The following is a 17,473-nucleotide window of genomic DNA, read 5'->3' as shown; positions in this document are numbered from 1 at the left end:
TCAAGGCCTCGGGCCTGGGCCGTGAAGGCTCCAAGTACGGCATCGAAGATTACCTGGAAATCAAATACCTCTGCCTGGGCATCTAAGCCCGGAAAAAGGCATCGCTTCAAACGCAAAGGGCACGAGAGCGCTGTCCCTTTGCGTGCTTCAAACGAAATTTTCTCGGTGGCCGGGAACGCTGTGGCAGTCGATCATCGCATGCTGCCGCTGTTGTTCCCCGCCGCTTAATCCTTGAACCACGCCGCCCGATGAGCGGTGAATGAGGAATGTATGAGCAAGACTAACGCTGATTTGATGGCCCGCCGTACCGCTGCAGTTCCACGTGGTGTTGGCCAGATTCACCCGATCTTCGCCGATTCCGCGAAGAACGCTACCGTGACCGACGTTGAAGGTCGTGAGTTCATCGACTTCGCCGGCGGTATCGCCGTGCTCAACACCGGCCACGTGCACCCGAAAGTCATCGCCGCCGTGACCGAGCAGCTGAACAAGCTGACCCACACCTGCTTCCAGGTACTGGCCTACGAGCCGTACGTAGAAGTGTGCGAAAAAATCAACGCCAAGGTGCCAGGTGATTTCGCCAAGAAAACCCTGCTGGTGACCACCGGTTCCGAAGCTGTTGAAAACTCCATCAAGATCGCCCGTGCCGCCACTGGCCGTGCCGGCGTGATTGCCTTCACCGGCGCTTACCACGGTCGCACCATGATGACCCTGGGCCTGACCGGTAAAGTCGTGCCTTACTCGGCCGGCATGGGCCTGATGCCAGGCGGCATCTTCCGTGCGCTGTACCCGAACGAACTGCACGGTGTGAGCATCGACGATTCGATCGCCAGCATCGAACGCATCTTCAAGAACGACGCCGAGCCGAAAGACATCGCCGCGATCATCATCGAGCCGGTTCAGGGCGAAGGTGGTTTTTACGTCGCGCCGAAAGAGTTCATGAAGCGTCTGCGTGCCCTGTGCGACCAGCACGGCATCCTGCTGATCGCTGACGAAGTACAGACCGGCGCTGGCCGTACCGGTACTTTCTTCGCCATGGAGCAGATGGGCGTTGCTGCCGACCTGACCACTTTCGCCAAATCCATCGCTGGCGGCTTCCCGCTGGCCGGTGTGTGCGGCAAGGCCGAATACATGGACGCCATCGCTCCAGGCGGCCTGGGTGGCACCTACGCCGGTAGCCCGATCGCTTGCGCCGCGGCCCTGGCCGTGATGGAAGTGTTCGAAGAAGAGCACCTGCTGGATCGTTGCAAGGCTGTTGGCGAGCGTCTGGTAACCGGCCTGAAGGCCATCCAGGCCAAGTACCCGGTGATCGGTGAAGTTCGTGCCCTGGGCGCGATGATCGCTGTCGAGCTGTTCGAAGGCGGCGACAGCCACAAGCCGAACCCGACTGCTGTAGCAGCCGTTGTGGCCAAGGCTCGCGACAAGGGTCTGATCCTGCTGTCTTGCGGCACCTACGGCAACGTTCTGCGCGTCCTGGTACCGCTGACCTCGCCGGACGAGCAACTGGACAAAGGCCTGGCGATCATCGAAGAGTGCTTCTCCGAGCTCTGATCATCCAGTGTGACCGGATCCACAAAAAACCCGCTTCGGCGGGTTTTTTCATGTCTCTTGGACCACATCCCGTGCATTAACGCTGTATCGAATGGCCAGCATTGGCTAAGGTTTCTGCATTGCCAGGGAGAGCTGTATGACAACCGTCATTTTACCCGCGGTTCCGAGAGTGCTGATCGCCGAGGCCGACCCCTGGTCCCGGGATCTGCTCAAGGAAGTGTTGTTGAACGTACGCTGCGATGCGCGGCTGGATTTGTGTGCCGATGGCCAGCAAGCGCTGGAGTTGTTGGCGGCCAACCCCTATGACCTGGTGATCGCCGACTGGGAGTTGCCCGGCGTCGATGGCCTGAATGTCCTGCGCAGCATCCGTCAGCGCAAACGCAATCCGCCGATGCCGTTCATTCTGATGAGCAGTCGCAGCGACAGTGCCAGCGTGCGCGAGGCCTTGCCTCTGGCGCCGGCCGCGTACCTGACCAAGCCCTTGAACATGGAAAGCCTGACCCATCGGTTGCAGGGGTTACTGCTGCACGCTGGCGAAGAAGTCTTGTGCGAGGTGCCGTCGCTGGCGCCGGGCATGACGCTGTCGGTGTATCTGGAGCGTCGACGCGAATTGGCCGAAGGCGCGCCGCTGATGACTGACGTGCAAGTGGCGGTCAAGCGCAGCCTCAATCCCAATGGCCTCGATCTGACGGTATTGGAAGACGAGATTCGCACCGATCCGCAGGTCACGGCCGTGTTGATCGCTGCGGCCAACAGCGCGGCCCAGCACCACGGCGCCGGTGTACAAACCCTGTCTCAGGCGTTGCATCGCCTGGGCACGGGGCAGAGCATGAACCTGATTCTCGGGCTGGCGCTCAAGCGCAGTGCCCGGCTCAGCGATCCGCAGTTGGCCGACTATGCCGAGCGCTACTGGAATCTGTCCCTGCACACCGCCGAATACGCCCGCACGCTGGCGCGCTTGCTCGATCTGGATCAGGAGCGCTGCTATTGCGCCGGCATGTTGCATCGTCTCGGCGACCTGGCATTGCTGCGTTGTTTGCAGGAATGGAAGCAGGCCGGTGGCGAGCTGGACGAGTGGGAGGAGGTGGGTGAGGCGCTGGCTGAATATGGCGCGGCCTACGGTTCGGCGCTGCGCACGCGCTGGCGTCTGCCACTGGAGCTACGAGAGCTGATTGCGGCGGCCTACCAGCTCGGTGGCGGGGTTTACTCCCGCGAAGCGCTGGTGATGAACATGGCGGCGCAGATGGCGCGCCTGAGCGAGCATGAGGGCATCGAGGCGCTGGCGAAGAGCCGGACGGCAAGGTTGCTCAAGATCGGCTTGCCGGAGTTGATGCGCCTTCGCAAGTAACAATACTTATGCACACCCCNGCGCGCCTGAGCGAGCATGAGGGCATCGAGGCGCTGGCGAAGAGCCGGACGGCAAGGTTGCTCAAGATCGGCTTGCCGGAGTTGATGCGCCTTCGCAAGTAACAATACTTATGCACACCCCTTGTAGGAGCGAGCTTGCTCGCGATGGTCGTCAACGATAACGCTGGAAACCTGGCACCCCGCGGTGCTCTCAGGTTCTTCGCGAGCGAGCTCGCTCCTACAGGGAGGGGGCGTCAGGCCGTGACAATCCGGTTCTTGCCTTGGCGTTTGGCCTGATACATCGCCGCATCCGCCCGGGAAAACAGGTTTTCCACGTTTTCGTCCGCGGCAGTGAGGCTGGTCAGGCCCTGGCTGACGGTGATGCCGAACGTCCGGCCTTCATGGTTGAAACGCAATTGCTGAATCTGCCGTTGCAGGCGTTCAGCCACTTGCAGGGCCATCTGTGGCGTGCACCCGGGAAACACCGCGGCGAACTCCTCACCGCCAATGCGCCCGAACAGATCACGACGGCGCAACGCTGCGCGGCCACTTTCGGCAATGCGCTGCAACACGTTGTCGCCTTCCTGGTGACCGTAGGTGTCGTTGACCGTCTTGAAGTTATCAATGTCCAGCATCAGGAACGACAGTGGCTCGCCCTGCTGCCGGGCATGTGCGAACGCGCGGCGAGCGCATTCGAAGAAATGACGGCGGTTGCTGCTCTGGGTCAGCGCATCGATGGTGGCCAGGCGATGCAGTTCGGTTTCCATTTGCTTCTTGTTGGTGATGTCTTCGGCGATGCCGACGATGATCACCGGTTGCCCCGGCTCGGCCTGGCGGTTGATGTAGCATTTGTCGCTTAGCCAGCGCACCTGGCCGTCGGCGGCGATGACTCGATACTCGCGGTCTTCGACGGCGCCTTTGTCCAGCACTTCAGCCAGGCTGCGTTCGGCTTGGTCCTGGTCGTCAGGGTGAATGCTGTCGCGCCATTGATTGCTGTCGGCCAGCAGCAGATCGGCCGAGCGGCCAAAGATCCGTTCATAGGCGGGGCTGACGTAAAGCACCTTGCGGGATTCCCAATCGAGTGCCCACAGCACCGCGTTGATGCTCGCCAGCAAGGTGCTGAACAACTGTTCGCGTTCGCTCAGGCGTGCGACTTCGCCTTGGGCCTGCATCAGCGCTATCAGGGGCTGTGCGGCCTCGGGCCAATGGGACGGAGATGAGTCTTGCAGGTTTTTTGGGGCCATCGACACAAATCTCAAAGGGCATGCCGCGTGTTCGATAGCGGCCAACACCAAGCCCGCCGGGAATGGCGAAGTGTCTTTGAGATAGGGCTTTTTCGATGAAGTTCCCGCCTGATGTGGCGAGGGAGCTTGCTCCCGCCGGGCGGTACTGGTGGCGCGATTTTGCGATCACGCCACATACCAATGTGGGAGCGGCGCTGCCGCTCCCACAGGTTTTTTCAGACGGCGGCAGGGCGCAGGGAGTAGGTCTTCAACTGATCGGCGAAGTCGCGCAGGGATTGAATCCCGCTGGCTTCGGCTTCGTGTACCCAATCCTTGATGGCTGCCAGCATGTCGTGGCCATTTGAGCTGGTCTTGACCCAGATCTGCTGCAGGGCCAGGCGTTTCTCGTAAATTACCTTCAGTGCCTGGCTGTGCTCGAGCATGTTCTGGATGCGCACATGGTGTTTGTCATCCAGCAGGCTGGTCTCGCGCGAAAGCAGGCGTTTGGCCCGGTGGAACTGGTGACGTACCGAGTGATCGACCTTTTCCAGCTCTTGCTTGACCAGCGGGCCAATTACCAATTTGCGGTACTGGGCCATGATCTGGAAGCGGTTGTTGAGGATCGCCATGGCGGTGTCCATGTCCAGGTTGCCCTTGCCTTCGACACGGTGGGCAATCGGCGCAACCCGTTGAACCTTGGCCAGGCGCAGGAAGCTGAAGACTTGAATCCACGCCCAGCCCAAGTCGAATTCCCACTTCTTCACCGACAGTTTTGCCGAGTTAGGGTAGGTGTGATGGTTGTTATGCAGTTCTTCGCCGCCAATCAGAATGCCCCACGGCACCAGGTTGGTCGCCGCATCGCGGCATTCGAAGTTACGGTAGCCGATGGCATGGCCCAGGCCATTGACCACGCCGGCGGCCCACACCGGGATCCACATCATCTGGATGGCCCAGATGGTGATGCCGATGGTGCCGAACAGCAGCAGGTCGATAACGCCCATGATCGCCACGCCCAGCAGCGGGAAGCGGCTGTAGAGGTTGCGCTCGATCCAGTCTTCGGGGCAGTTCTTGCCGTAGATGCGCAACGTCTCGGGGTTTTCCGCTTCGGCGCGGTACAGCTCGGCGCCTTTGCGCAGCACCGTGGACAATCCCTTGATGACCGGGCTGTGCGGGTCATCGACGGTTTCGCATTTGGCGTGATGCTTGCGGTGGATGGCGGTCCACTCACGGGTGTTCTGTGCTGTGGTCAGCCACAGCCAGAAACGGAAGAAATGCTTAAGGCCACCATTCAGCTCCAGGGAGCGATGGGCCGAGTAACGATGCAGATAGACCGTGACGGCGATGATCGTCACGTGGGTCATCAGCAGGGTGACTGCTACCAGTGCCCAGGGCGACAAGCCAAGAAAACCTTCGTACCACATAGGCTATAGGGCCCTCGATGAAAGAAAAAACAGCCGATGCATTATCACTAAGCCCACACAGAAAACCAGTCGCCCTTTCAGATAAGAGTGGCGGGATGTGTCTTCAGACTATAATTCCAACCTTTTTGTAGGGACATGGATCGTCGGATGTCTGCCACCTATCGCGATGCCTTGCGTGCAACGCTGCTCTATCTACTGCTTTCTGTGGTTTGGCTGCAGTTTAGTGGTTATTTATTGAACAGTTTATTCGATAGCTCTGCCGAGCGACTGCGATGGCAACTGATCAACGGTTACGTTTGGGTGCTGTTCAGCGCCGGGTTGATCTTCATTGCCCGGGCACGGCTGCTGCGGTGTCTGGGTATCGGCGCCAAATTGCGTGAGCGCGACGCCGATCGCATGCGCTTGCGTCAGGCCGCGGCCGTATTCGACTGCACCCGCGAAGGCGTGCTGGTCACCAATCGGGAAGGCGTGATCGTCCATGTGAACCGGGCCTTCATGGAAATCACCGGATACGCCTGTGAAGACGTGCTGGGGCAGCGGCCCAATCTGTTCAAGTCCGGGCGACATTCCCCTGAGTTCTACCAGGCGATGTTTGCCGCGCTCGCCAGTGCCGGGGAGTGGAGTGGGGAAATCTGGAACCGGCGCAAAAGCGGCGAGATTTACCCGCAATGGCAAACGATCCGCCTGATCCATGACGATTATGGCCAGCCGAGCCAGTATGTGGCCGTGTTTTCCGATATCAGTGCAATCAAGAACTCCGAACACGAGTTGATGCACCTGGCGCACCACGATCCGCTGACCGACCTGCCGAACCGCCTGCTGTTCACCGACCGTGCCGAACAGGCCCTGGCCTCGGCGCAAGTCCACAAGCGTGGCTGCGCGTTGCTGATGATCGATCTCGATCACTTCAAGATGATCAACGACAGCCTCGGGCACACCATCGGCGATCAGTTGCTCAAGGCGGTGGCCGGGCGCCTGGGCACCATGTTCGGCCCGGGCATCACCCTGGCGCGCTTGGGTGGGGATGAGTTCGCCGTACTCGCCGAAAGCTGTCCGCAACTGGTTCAGGCTGCGGCGTTGGCCCAGCGGGTTATCGACGGCCTTAAAGAGCCGTTCCTCATTGATGGGCACCAGCTGTTCATCAACACCAGCATCGGCATCAGCCTGTTCCCCAGCGATGCCTTGAGCGTCGAGCAACTGCTGCGTAATGCCGACTCTGCGCTATTCAAGGCCAAGAGCACGGGGCGCAATGATTATGCCTTGTACACCGAAGAGCTGACGGCCCACGCCCAGCAACGGGTCGAGATCGCCTTCGAATTGCGCCGCGCCCTGGACCGGCAAGAACTGCGTGTTCATTACCAGCCGGTTCACGACCTCGGGACCAGCCGCGTGATCGGTGTCGAGGCACTGGTGCGTTGGCAGCACCCGCAGCGGGGATTGGTGTCGCCGGCGGAATTCATCCCGGTCGCCGAACGAACCGGTCTGATTGCTGAAATCGATGCCTGGGTCATGCAGCAGGCGTGCCGGCAGATGTGCCAGTGGCAGCAGGATGGCGTGGTGCTGTCGTTCGTTGCGGTCAACGTCTCTTCGCGCCTGTTCGCCCGACGTGAGCTGTATCGGCAGGTGGCCCAGGTCCTGCGCGAAACCGGGCTGGAACCGGCGTTTCTGGAGCTGGAAGTGACCGAAAGCGCGGTGATGGAGGATCCGGAAGTCGCTTTGGAACAGATGCATCGACTGCGCGAATTGGGTGTGTGCTTGGCCATCGACGACTTCGGCACGGGTTATTCATCACTGCTGCGGCTCAAGCGCCTACCGGTGCAAAAGTTGAAAATCGACCAGGGTTTCGTCGCCGGATTGCCGTGGGACGAGGATGATGCGGCGATCTCGCGGGTGATCATTGCGCTGGCCCAGAGCATGGGCATGCAGGTGCATGCCGAGGGGATCGAGCAGGTTGAGCAGGCAGCTTTCCTCCTCGAGCGGGGGTGTGATCTGGGGCAGGGCTATTGGTTCGGGCGACCGGTGCCGGCTGGGCAGCTGGATTGGTTGCATGCACCGATGATTGGAACATTTACCTCTGCGCCTCGGTAATACACAAATCCTGTGGGAGCGGGCTTGCCCGCGAAGGCGGACTGTCAGGCGACAGGGATCTTGAATGTGCCGGCCTCTTCGCGGGCAAGCCCGCTCCCACAGGTTTTTTCTGCGCCTGAAAGAGGTCAATTCACCGCAAACCCTTGTCCCGCCAAATAATGTCTTCTGGTTATATAAACATTCTTAAATAGTCTTTTTAAGAATATCTACACCTCTCTAGTATTGCCCTCAAGCCGCAAGCAGTGCCGACACTGCGAGGCAACCTCTCAGTTGAAGGAGCAGCAACATGAGCGCATCCCTGCGTAGCGTCGACGGTCAAGACGAAGCCACCATCCTGCGTGAAATCCAGAGTGCCCTGCGCGACCTGCGCTTTGGTGCCGTGGAAATCACCGTGCACAACGCCCAGGTGGTGCAGATCGAGCGCAAGGAAAAATTCCGTTTGCAGCAGCCGGGCAATAAGCCGGGCTGAGGCGAACCAGGCACCGCGATTTCCGATATCCCATAAAAAAAGCCAACAAACCAAGAATTCCAGGAGCTTTCACCATGTCGTCGATTCGCCACTTCGCTTTGGCCGCCCTGGCCAGCGCCCTCTTTGCCGGTTCCGCGGTTGCCAAGGACTACGAGCTGCTCAACGTGTCGTACGACCCGACCCGCGAGCTGTACCAGGACTACAACGCCGAATTCGTCAAGTTCTGGCAGAAGGAGCATGCCGGCGACACCGTGAAAATCCAGCAATCCCACGGTGGTTCGGGCAAGCAAGGCCGGGCGGTGATCGACGGCCTGCGTGCCGACGTCGTGACACTGGCCCTGGCCGGAGATATCGACGAAATCGCCAAGCTTGGCAAGACCCTGCCGGCGGACTGGCAAAAGCGCCTGCCGGACGCAAGCACGCCTTACACCTCGACCATCGTGTTCCTGGTGCGCAAAGGGAACCCTAAAGGCATCAAGGACTGGGGTGACCTGGTCAAGAATGATGTCTCGGTGATCACGCCGAACCCGAAAACCTCTGGCGGTGCGCGCTGGAACTTCCTCGCAGCCTGGGCCTATGGCTTGAAGGCCAACGGCGGTGACGAAGCCAAGGCCAAGGAGTACGTACAAACCCTGTTCAAGCACGTGCCAGTACTGGATACCGGCGCTCGCGGTTCGACCATCACCTTCGTCAACAACGGTCAGGGCGACGTGTTGCTGGCCTGGGAAAACGAAGCCTTCCTGGCGTTGAAAGAAGAAGGCGGCGCCGACAAGTTCGACATCGTCGTGCCTTCGCTGTCGATCCTCGCCGAACCACCGGTGGCGGTGGTCGACAAGAACGCCGAGAAAAAAGGCAACGAGCAGATCGCCGAAGCCTACCTCAAGCACCTGTACAGCCCGGCCGGCCAGGAAATCGCGGCGAAAAACTTCTACCGTCCACGGGACAAGGATGTTGCCGCCAAATACGCCCAACAGTTCCCGAAACTGGAACTGGTGAGCATCGACAAGGACTTCGGTGGCTGGAAAACCGCACAGCCGAAATTCTTCAATGACGGCGGCGTGTTCGACCAGATCTACCAGGCGCAGTAATCTTAAATAGCCATCAACGAGCCTGATGCCTGGGCTCGTAAGTGTGGGAGCGGGCTTGCTCGCGAAGGCGGTGTGTCAGGAGACGCAAATGTTGACTGATATGGCCTCTTCGCGAGCAAGCCCGCTCCCACATTGATGCGTTTAGCGGACCGCTTTTCAACCAAGGACTTTTATGTCGCGTCGTATCTCCCCCGTCATACCCGGCTTCGGGCTGACGCTGGGTTACACCTTGGTGTACCTCAGCCTGATTGTGCTCATACCACTGGCGGCGATGTTCGTGCATGCCGCTCAACTCACCTGGGATCAGTTCTGGGCAATCATCTCGGCGCCACGGGTGCTGGCCGCGTTGAAGCTCAGTTTCGGCACCGCCCTGTGTGCCGCGGTCATCAACGGCATCATCGGCACGCTGTTGGCCTGGGTATTAGTGCGCTATACCTTCCCTGGACGCAAAGTCATCGACGCCATGATCGACCTGCCGTTCGCATTGCCCACGGCGGTGGCCGGTATTGCGCTGACAGCGTTGTACACCCCTACCGGCCTGGTCGGTCAGTTTGCAGCGGATCTGGGTTTCAAGATCGCCTACACCCCCTTGGGCATCACCCTTGCCCTCACTTTTGTGACACTTCCATTCGTGGTACGTACCGTACAGCCGGTATTGGCCGACATTCCCCGTGAGGTGGAAGAAGCGGCTGCGTGCCTGGGTGCGAAACCCTTGCAGGTTTTCCGCCATATCCTGTTGCCAGCGCTGCTGCCCGCCTGGTTGACCGGCTTCGCGTTGGCCTTTGCCCGCGGGGTCGGCGAGTACGGTTCGGTGATTTTCATCGCCGGCAACATGCCGATGAAAACCGAGATTCTGCCGCTGCTGATCATGGTCAAGCTCGACCAATACGATTACACCGGCGCTACGTCCATTGGTGTACTGATGCTGGTGGTTTCCTTCGTCCTGTTGCTGCTGATCAACTTGTTGCAGCGGCGCATCGAAACCCCATAAGGAGGCGCACCCATGTCCCAATCGTCTATTGCTGCCGCTTCCTCGAACGCTGCCCGCCGTGGCAGTGCGACCTCGCGGCGAATCCTGATCGGCCTTGGCTGGCTGATTTTTGCGTTGTTCCTGCTGCTGCCGCTGTTCATCGTGGTGTCCCAGGGCCTGAAGCTCGGCCTCGGTGCGTTCTTCACCGCGATCTTTGAGCCGGACGCGCTGTCGGCCCTGAAACTCACGGTCATCGCTGTGTTGATTTCGGTGCCGCTGAACCTGGTGTTCGGTGTCAGCGCGGCCTGGTGCGTGAGCAAGTACTCGTTCCGCGGCAAGAGCATGCTGGTGACGCTGATCGACCTGCCGTTCTCGGTATCCCCGGTGATCGCGGGTCTGGTCTATGTGCTGATGTTCGGTGCCCAGGGGCTGTTCGGTCCGTGGTTGCAGGATCACGATATCCAGATCGTCTTTGCCCTGCCGGGCATCGTGCTGGCGACGATTTTCGTCACCGTGCCGTTCGTGGCCCGTGAACTGATCCCGCTGATGCAGGAACAAGGCACTCAGGAAGAGGAGGCTGCACGCCTGCTCGGCGCCAATGGCTGGCAGATGTTCTGGCACGTCACCGTGCCCAACATCAAATGGGGCCTGATCTACGGCGTGGTGTTGTGTACCGCGCGGGCCATGGGCGAGTTCGGTGCGGTGTCGGTGGTTTCCGGGCACATTCGCGGGGTGACCAACACCCTGCCGCTGCACGTTGAGATCCTCTACAACGAATACAACCACGTGGCCGCGTTCGCTGTGGCGAGCCTGTTGCTGATCCTGGCGCTCTTCATCCTGCTGGCCAAGCAGTGGAGCGAAAACCGTATTAACCGCCTGCGCGCCAGCGCCGCGGAGGAATGATTTCATGTCGATCGAAGTGCGTAACGTCAGCAAGAACTTCCACGCGTTCAAGGCGCTGGACAACATCAGCCTGGACATCCAGAGCGGCGAGCTTGTCGCGTTGCTCGGTCCGTCGGGTTGCGGCAAGACCACGCTGCTGCGGATCATCGCCGGCCTGGAAACCCCGGATCAGGGCAACATCGTGTTCCACGGTGAAGACGTTTCCGGCCATGACGTGCGGGATCGCAACGTCGGTTTCGTGTTCCAGCACTACGCCTTGTTCCGCCACATGACGGTGTTCGACAACGTCGCGTTCGGCCTGCGCATGAAACCGAAAAACCAGCGCCCGAGCGAAAGCCAGATCGCCACCAAAGTCCACGAACTGCTGAACATGGTGCAACTGGACTGGCTGTCGGACCGCTACCCGGAACAACTCTCCGGCGGTCAGCGTCAGCGTATTGCACTGGCCCGCGCCCTGGCGGTGGAGCCGAAGGTGCTGCTGCTCGACGAACCCTTCGGCGCCCTCGACGCCAAGGTTCGCAAGGAGCTGCGCCGCTGGCTGGCGCGCTTGCACGAAGACATCAACCTGACCTCGGTGTTCGTCACCCACGACCAGGAAGAAGCGATGGAAGTTGCCGACCGTATCGTGGTGATGAACAAGGGTGTGATCGAGCAGATCGGTTCACCGGGCGACGTCTACGAAAACCCGGCCAGCGATTTTGTCTATCACTTCCTCGGTGATTCGAACCGACTGCACCTGGGCGAAGACAAGCACGTGCTGTTCCGCCCGCACGAGGTGTCGCTGTCGCGCCATGAACTGGAAGATCACCACGCGGCCGAGGTGCGGGATATCCGTCCGTTGGGTGCGACGACGCGGGTGACGCTGAAGGTTGAAGGGCAGAGTGATCTGATCGAGGCCGAAGTGGTGAAGGATCACGACAGCCTGATCGGGTTGGCGAAGGGTGAGACGCTGTTCTTCAAGCCGAAGGTCTGGCAGAAACTCGCCAACATTTAAGATCAAAAGCTTCGCGGGCAAGCCCGCTCCCACAGGGATCTGTGTCGTTCACAAAACCTGTGGGAGCGGGCTTGCCCGCGATTGCGATCTACGCAGCAGCGTTTTTCTGACGCAGACGCACCCCACCCGCCCGCGCCTCGATCTGTTCTTTGAGGTCATGCCGCATCCCCAGCATGAACGCCAACTCGGCCACCACAAACAGCGGCCCGACGATCAGCCCGGTCACGTCATCGACAAATGCCGGTTTGCGCCCTTCGTAGTGATGGCCGACAAACTGGATCGCCCAACCGATCACGAACATCGCCACGCCGCTGCCCAGCCACAACAGCGTGCTTTGCTGTGCCAGCGCTTGACCGGCCCAGACGCTCAGCCCGAGCAATACGGTCATCAACACGCCCAGGCGCAACTCCAGACGCAGGTAAAACCACGCCGACGCCAGCGAGACGAGCACCGCCGGTGACAGCCACACGCCGCCCAGCGACCATTGCGGACGAGACAGCAACACCGCGACGGCAACCACGATCAGCGGAATACCGATAAAGTGCGATGCAATGTTGCGCGGGTCACGGTGATAGGCGGCGTATTGACTGAGATGGTCGACGAGGCTTTTCATTGTTGTTCTCCTGTGGGGTGACTGATCATGCCCCGGGGCCACTTCCCGCTCTGTCAGCCAGGCGACAATCTCTAGGAGTTTTCATGGATATGCAGGTTTGGCGTCCACGCCTGATGAGCGGTCAGTGGTTCAGCCATTTGCCTGTTTCCCTACAGGATAGCCTGCTGTCGGTGGCCAGGGTGCGGCGCTTGTCTGCGGGCCAGCGGCTGTTCAAGCGTGGCGATCCGCCCTGTGGCCTGTACGCGGTGCTGGAAGGCGCGGTGCGCGTCGGCGCCGTGAGCGAGCAGGGCAAGGAAGCGTTGCTGAGCCTGGTAGAGCCGCCGCACTGGTTCGGTGAAATCTGCCTGTTCGATGGCCAGCCACGCACCCACGATGCATACGGCGTGGGCCAGTGCACGCTGCTGCACATTCCCCAGAACACCTTGCTGGCGCTGCTCGACGAGCATCCGCAGCACTGGCGTCAACTGGCGTTGCTGATGAGCCAGAAACTGCGCATGACCTTCATCAACCTCGAACAATTGAGCCTGTTGCCGGCCCCGGCACGGCTGGCGCACCGCTTGTTGATGATCGCCGAAGGCTATGGCGAGACCATCCCTGCGCGCCGCGTCCTGCAGCTGCCCCAGGAGCAGCTTGCTGCAATGTTGTCGCTGTCGCGCCAGACCACCAACCAGATTCTCAAGGAGTTGCAGGGGCAGGGGATTTTGAACCTGGGCTATGGCGAGATCGAGATTCTCGATGCGGGGCGGTTGCGGGCGTTGGCGACAATCTGACCCGGCCTCTTCGCGAGCAGGCTCGCTCCCACAGGTGAATGCATTTCAATGTGGGAGCGAGCCTGCTCGCGAAGAGGCCAGTCCAGACAACCCGCTTTTCAAGTTGATCACCGCAACCCATCCCGAAACTGCCCCGGTGTCATCCCCGTCCAGCGCTTGAACGCGCGACTGAAGCTGCTGGTGTCGGCAAACCCGAGCAGATAGCTGATTTCGCTCAGCGATACTTGAGGGTCACGCAGGTGCAGCAACGCGAGGTTCTCGCGGCTTTCGTTGAGCAGCGTATCGAACCGGCAGCCCTCATCCGCCAGGTGCCGTTGCAGGCTGCGCAGGCTCAGGTGCAGGGCCTTGGCGATGTGCTCGGCGCTGGGTTCGCCTTCAGGCAGTTGTTCCTCGATGGCGTCGCGGACCTTGCGCTCCCACGTCAGCGGCTTGAGTTGCGCCAGGGTTCGCTTGAGCACGGTTTCATTGTGTTCGGCCAGCTCCGGGTTGGCGTCATCCAGGTGGCTGTCGAAGTCGACGAGGGCGAATTCCAGCCGATCTTCTTCGGCACCGAAGTGCACGGGTGAGCGAAAGACTTTATGCCATTGGTGCGAGTCTGTCGGTTCCGGACGGCGCAGGTAGGTCGCCAGCGGCGCGTATTCGCGGCCCAGGCGATTGCGGCAGGTGCGCACGTAGATCGCCATGAACGCATCGATGGCTTCGAAGGCCGGGGCCGGGTTGCCGGAAGGGATTTTCAGACGGAAACGGTAGCGATCCTCAGCGCGGGTCAGCTCCAGTTCCAGGGCGTCGCTGATCACCTGGTGATAACGCACGATGCGCTCGAACACCTCCCGCAAACTGCCGCTGGCCACCAGCGCATAACCCAGCGCATGGAAGGTGGTCGGGCTGACGAAGCGCGAAACCCGCAAGCCGATCGCCGGGTCGCCGCTGACCTGTACCGCCAACGCCCACAGCTGTGTGGTGCCCGACAGCGGGTATCGGGCGTTCGGGTCGTCCATCAATTGTGGATCGAGCCCCGCTTGATGGCACAGCGCGGTGCTGTCGATGCCAAGGGCGTCGAGTTGCTTGCGCAGGGCGCGGGTCCAGCTGGCGAGAGAGGTCGGTTCGGTCATGCTGATTGGCGCTTCCAGTCAACAGGTTGGCGTTCTCGGCTACCGCGTTGCGAAGGTACGCAAGGCAGGATGCAACCATCAATAACCAGAGGATGGAAGCATGGACCGTACTTCTGCAAGCCCCCAACGACTGAATGCAGCTCAACGATCAGCCCATATCCGTGAAGTGGTGCTGGCCAGGGGCGTCGAATTGCGCGAGCAGTACCCGATTCTCAAGCATCAGGACGCCCTCGGCGCAGGCATTCTGGCCTTCGCCCTGGCCGGTATGATCGGTTCGGCCGCGCTCTACCTGACCGGGCACATGGCCTGGTGGGTGTGCCTGCTGCTCAATGCTTTTTTCGCCTCGCTGACCCACGAGCTGGAACACGACCTGATCCACAGCATGTACTTTCGCAAGCAGAAGGTGCCGCACAACCTGATGATGGGCCTGGTGTGGCTGGCGCGGCCGAGCACCATCAACCCGTGGATTCGCCGCCACCTGCACCTCAATCACCACAAGGTTTCCGGCTCCGAAGCCGACATGGAGGAACGCGCCATCACCAACGGCGAGCCATGGGGTTTCGCGCGGTTGCTGATGATTGGCGACAACATCATGTCGTCATTGATCCGCATGCTGCGGGCCAAGAGCTGGGCCATGAAATTCAGCATCCTCCAGCGCACGCTGAAGGTCTATGCGCCGCTGGCGTTGATGCATTGGGGCGCGTGGTATGTGTTTCTCGGTTTTCACGCAGCCAATGGCGTGGCGCATCTGATGGGCGCACCGATCGAGTGGTCGGCGACGACGTTGTCGGTGATGCAGGTGATCGACATCGCGGCAGTCGTGATCATCGGCCCGAACGTGTTGCGCACGTTCTGCCTGCATTTCATCAGCTCGAACATGCACTACTACGGTGACATCGAGCCGGGCAACGTGATGCAGCAATGCCAGGTGCTGAACGCACGGTGGCTGTGGCCGTTGCAGGCGTTCTGCTTCAACTTCGGCAGCAGCCACGGAATCCATCACTTTGTGGTGAAGGAACCGTTCTACATCCGCCAGCTCACCGTGCCGGTGGGGCACAAGGTGATGCGCGAGATGGGCGTGCGGTTCAATGATTTCGGCACGTTTGCGCGGGCCAACCGGTTTGAGCGCAAGGATGAAGTGGTTGCGGACAAGGTGCGTACAGTCGGGGCTTGATTGGGTGTGTTTGATGGTCCTATCGCGGGCAAGCCCGCTCCCACAGTGATTTGTGGTGAACACAAATTTTGCATTCAACTGCAGAAACCTGTGGGAGCGGGCTTGCCCGCGAAGGGGCCGGATCAGGCAGCATCAATCCGGCTGAAACGGCGACTCACTCAAGATCACCCCGGTCTCATCCACATACCGCTGCCAATGCTCGATCAAGGCACTGAGCTTCTGCGGCTGGCTCGACGCCAGGTCATGAATCTCCCCTGGATCATTGCCCAGGTCGTACAGCTGCCAGGTCGCCGGCCCCACCGGTCCCGGGATGTACACCGCCTTCCATTGCCCCTGTCGAATCGCCCGCCGACCGAACAATTCCCACCCGGTGACGGTGTGCTCGTCATGCACTTGCGCGGTCTCGCCCGACAGGAACCCAAGCCACGACTTCCCGCGAACTTCCGCCACGGGCTTGCCGTGCCATTGCTTGCCCGGATGGCGCACACCAGCCAGGTCGAGAATGGTCGGGGTGATGTCCATCACGGTGCCGAAACCGTGGCTGATCTGTCCCTTGAGCGGCAGCTGCGGGTAATGCACCAGCGCCGGCACGCGGATCCCGCCTTCGGTGGTGAAGGCCTTGAACAAGCGTGACGGCGCGGTCGCTACCTGTGCCCAGTTCGGCCCGTACCAGACATAGGAATTGGCGCGGCCAATGTTGTCCAGGCTGTTGTCGTAATGCTGGTTGAGATAGGTCAGCAGCTGCGGGCCGAATTTCGGGAACGCCTCCAGCAAAGCCCCTTCGGCGCCGTTATCGGACATGAACAGGATGAAGGTGTTGTCCAGTTGCCCTTGCTGGCGCAGGTAGTCGACGACGCGGCCGATGTTCCAGTCCATGCGCTCGACCATCGCCGCATAAACCTCCATGGCGCGCGCGGAGATCTGCCGTTGTTCGTCGCTCAAGGCATCCCACTGTGCACTCAGCTGGATCAACGGATGGGGTTCGACATCGGCCTCGATCAGCCCCAGTTTCTTGAGCTTTTCCAGGCGCTCGAGTCGCAGCACTTCAGGGCCGGCGTCATAGCGTCCACGGTATTTTTCCACCACATCGGCCGGTGCCTGCAGCGGCCAGTGGGGGGCGGAAAACGGCAGGTAGGCGAAGAACGGCCGAGTCTGGTCGCGCTCCTTGAGGTATTGCAGCAGTTTGTCGCCAAAGGCATCGGAAGAATAAAAATCCTTCGGCAGCTCGTCGATGAATTGGTCGTCTTCGATGTACAGCGCCGGCGTCGATTTGAGCAGCCGTGGCGTCGTTTCATCGTAGGTCGGCTCGAAGCCGTAATGGTTGGCCGCGCCGGGCAGCAGCGAAAACGAACGCTCGAAACCCCGGGCGTGGGGCGCCAGTTCCGCGGTCAGGCCCAGGTGCCATTTGCCGCTCATCAACGTCTGGTAACCGGCCTCGCGCAGCAACTCGGGCAGGGCGACCACGCGGTCGTTCAGGTGCCCTTCGTAACCCGGTTTGCCGATCAGGTCCGGGATCAGGGCTTCGGCCATGGTACCGATGCCGGCGATGTGGTGATCGGTGCCGGTCAGCAGCATCGAACGGGTCGGCGAGCAGGTCGGTGCGGTGTGAAAGTCGGTCAGGCGCAGGCCATTGTTGGCCAGCGCGTCGAGGTTCGGCGTGCTGATTTCGCCGCCGAAGGCGCCGAGGTCGGAGAAGCCGAGGTCATCGGCCAGGATCACCAGAAAGTTGGGGCGTTGCGGCATCAGGAATTTC

Annotated in this window: 16 protein-coding genes; 11 read left to right on the top strand and 5 right to left on the bottom strand. The window is 60.7% G+C overall.

What is annotated here, in order from left to right:
• From ACLD1X_RS18170 to ACLD1X_RS18160, 3 genes are all read left to right on the top strand, one after another.
• A partial coding sequence (locus tag ACLD1X_RS18170; RefSeq protein ID WP_429369950.1) for a hypothetical protein occupies nucleotides 1–86 on the top strand: 86 nt, incomplete at its 5' end.
• 184 nt (nucleotides 87–270) lie between these two features.
• Nucleotides 271–1,548, top strand: a complete 1,278-nt coding sequence (gabT, locus tag ACLD1X_RS18165) for a 4-aminobutyrate--2-oxoglutarate transaminase (RefSeq protein ID WP_008019119.1) — start codon at nucleotides 271–273, stop codon at nucleotides 1,546–1,548.
• Nucleotides 1,549–1,684: 136 nt separating this feature from the next.
• Nucleotides 1,685–2,896 carry an HDOD domain-containing protein gene (locus tag ACLD1X_RS18160; protein WP_429369943.1) on the top strand — a complete coding sequence of 404 codons (1,212 nt, stop codon included), beginning with the start codon at nucleotides 1,685–1,687 and terminating at the stop codon, nucleotides 2,894–2,896.
• Nucleotides 2,897–3,149: 253 nt separating this feature from the next.
• Here ACLD1X_RS18160 and ACLD1X_RS18155 read toward each other — a convergent pair whose 3' ends face one another.
• Together ACLD1X_RS18155 and desA are read right to left on the bottom strand one after the other, a co-directional pair.
• Nucleotides 3,150–4,139 carry a GGDEF domain-containing protein gene (locus ACLD1X_RS18155; RefSeq protein ID WP_429369941.1) on the bottom strand — a complete coding sequence of 330 codons (990 nt, stop codon included), beginning with the start codon at nucleotides 4,137–4,139 and terminating at the stop codon, nucleotides 3,150–3,152.
• Nucleotides 4,140–4,354: 215 nt separating this feature from the next.
• Complete coding sequence (gene desA, locus ACLD1X_RS18150) at nucleotides 4,355–5,539, bottom strand: delta-9 fatty acid desaturase DesA (protein WP_429369939.1); 1,185 nt, start codon at nucleotides 5,537–5,539, stop codon at nucleotides 4,355–4,357.
• 147 nt (nucleotides 5,540–5,686) lie between these two features.
• Between desA and dibA the strand changes: the two genes are divergently transcribed.
• From dibA to ACLD1X_RS18120, 6 genes are all read left to right on the top strand, one after another.
• A complete protein-coding gene (gene dibA, locus ACLD1X_RS18145) occupies nucleotides 5,687–7,627 on the top strand; it encodes a phosphodiesterase DibA (protein ID WP_429369937.1) in 1,941 nt (646 codons plus the stop codon).
• A 286-nt stretch (nucleotides 7,628–7,913) separates the two neighbouring features.
• Entirely contained in the window at nucleotides 7,914–8,096 is a 183-nt protein-coding gene (gene oscA / locus ACLD1X_RS18140) for a sulfur starvation response protein OscA (protein ID WP_007975618.1), read from the top strand.
• Nucleotides 8,097–8,170: 74 nt separating this feature from the next.
• A complete protein-coding gene (locus ACLD1X_RS18135; protein ID WP_102701901.1) occupies nucleotides 8,171–9,184 on the top strand; it encodes a sulfate ABC transporter substrate-binding protein in 1,014 nt (337 codons plus the stop codon).
• A 172-nt stretch (nucleotides 9,185–9,356) separates the two neighbouring features.
• Nucleotides 9,357–10,175: a sulfate ABC transporter permease subunit CysT gene (cysT, locus tag ACLD1X_RS18130; RefSeq protein ID WP_429369934.1), complete on the top strand. Its 819-nt coding sequence runs from the start codon at nucleotides 9,357–9,359 to the stop codon at nucleotides 10,173–10,175.
• Between the two features lie 12 nt (nucleotides 10,176–10,187).
• Nucleotides 10,188–11,057: a sulfate ABC transporter permease subunit CysW gene (gene cysW / locus ACLD1X_RS18125; protein WP_008019109.1), complete on the top strand. Its 870-nt coding sequence runs from the start codon at nucleotides 10,188–10,190 to the stop codon at nucleotides 11,055–11,057.
• Between the two features lie 4 nt (nucleotides 11,058–11,061).
• Nucleotides 11,062–12,051 carry a sulfate/molybdate ABC transporter ATP-binding protein gene (locus tag ACLD1X_RS18120; RefSeq protein ID WP_057399154.1) on the top strand — a complete coding sequence of 330 codons (990 nt, stop codon included), beginning with the start codon at nucleotides 11,062–11,064 and terminating at the stop codon, nucleotides 12,049–12,051.
• A gap of 88 nt (nucleotides 12,052–12,139) precedes the next feature.
• Here ACLD1X_RS18120 and ACLD1X_RS18115 read toward each other — a convergent pair whose 3' ends face one another.
• Nucleotides 12,140–12,664 carry a DUF962 domain-containing protein gene (locus ACLD1X_RS18115; protein WP_429369931.1) on the bottom strand — a complete coding sequence of 175 codons (525 nt, stop codon included), beginning with the start codon at nucleotides 12,662–12,664 and terminating at the stop codon, nucleotides 12,140–12,142.
• A gap of 83 nt (nucleotides 12,665–12,747) precedes the next feature.
• Here ACLD1X_RS18115 and ACLD1X_RS18110 point away from each other — a divergent pair, with 83 nt between their 5' ends.
• Nucleotides 12,748–13,434, top strand: coding sequence for a Crp/Fnr family transcriptional regulator (locus ACLD1X_RS18110; protein WP_429369929.1), 687 nt, complete (start codon nucleotides 12,748–12,750; stop codon nucleotides 13,432–13,434).
• A gap of 107 nt (nucleotides 13,435–13,541) precedes the next feature.
• Here ACLD1X_RS18110 and ACLD1X_RS18105 read toward each other — a convergent pair whose 3' ends face one another.
• Nucleotides 13,542–14,546, bottom strand: coding sequence for an AraC family transcriptional regulator (locus ACLD1X_RS18105; protein ID WP_429369927.1), 1,005 nt, complete (start codon nucleotides 14,544–14,546; stop codon nucleotides 13,542–13,544).
• Between the two features lie 100 nt (nucleotides 14,547–14,646).
• Between ACLD1X_RS18105 and ACLD1X_RS18100 the strand changes: the two genes are divergently transcribed.
• Nucleotides 14,647–15,720 (top strand): fatty acid desaturase, encoded by a 1,074-nt coding sequence (locus ACLD1X_RS18100; RefSeq protein WP_429369925.1) that lies wholly within the window; start codon nucleotides 14,647–14,649, stop codon nucleotides 15,718–15,720.
• A 132-nt stretch (nucleotides 15,721–15,852) separates the two neighbouring features.
• Here ACLD1X_RS18100 and ACLD1X_RS18095 read toward each other — a convergent pair whose 3' ends face one another.
• Nucleotides 15,853–17,463: an arylsulfatase gene (locus tag ACLD1X_RS18095; protein ID WP_429369923.1), complete on the bottom strand. Its 1,611-nt coding sequence runs from the start codon at nucleotides 17,461–17,463 to the stop codon at nucleotides 15,853–15,855.
• Nucleotides 17,464–17,473: the final 10 nt, after the last annotated feature.

Source organism: Pseudomonas sp. 18173 (assembly GCF_050432945.1).
GTDB lineage: Bacteria > Pseudomonadota > Gammaproteobacteria > Pseudomonadales > Pseudomonadaceae > Aquipseudomonas.
Note: the sequence above shows the minus strand (reverse complement) of the source record. Positions and strands in the feature narration are given on the sequence as shown.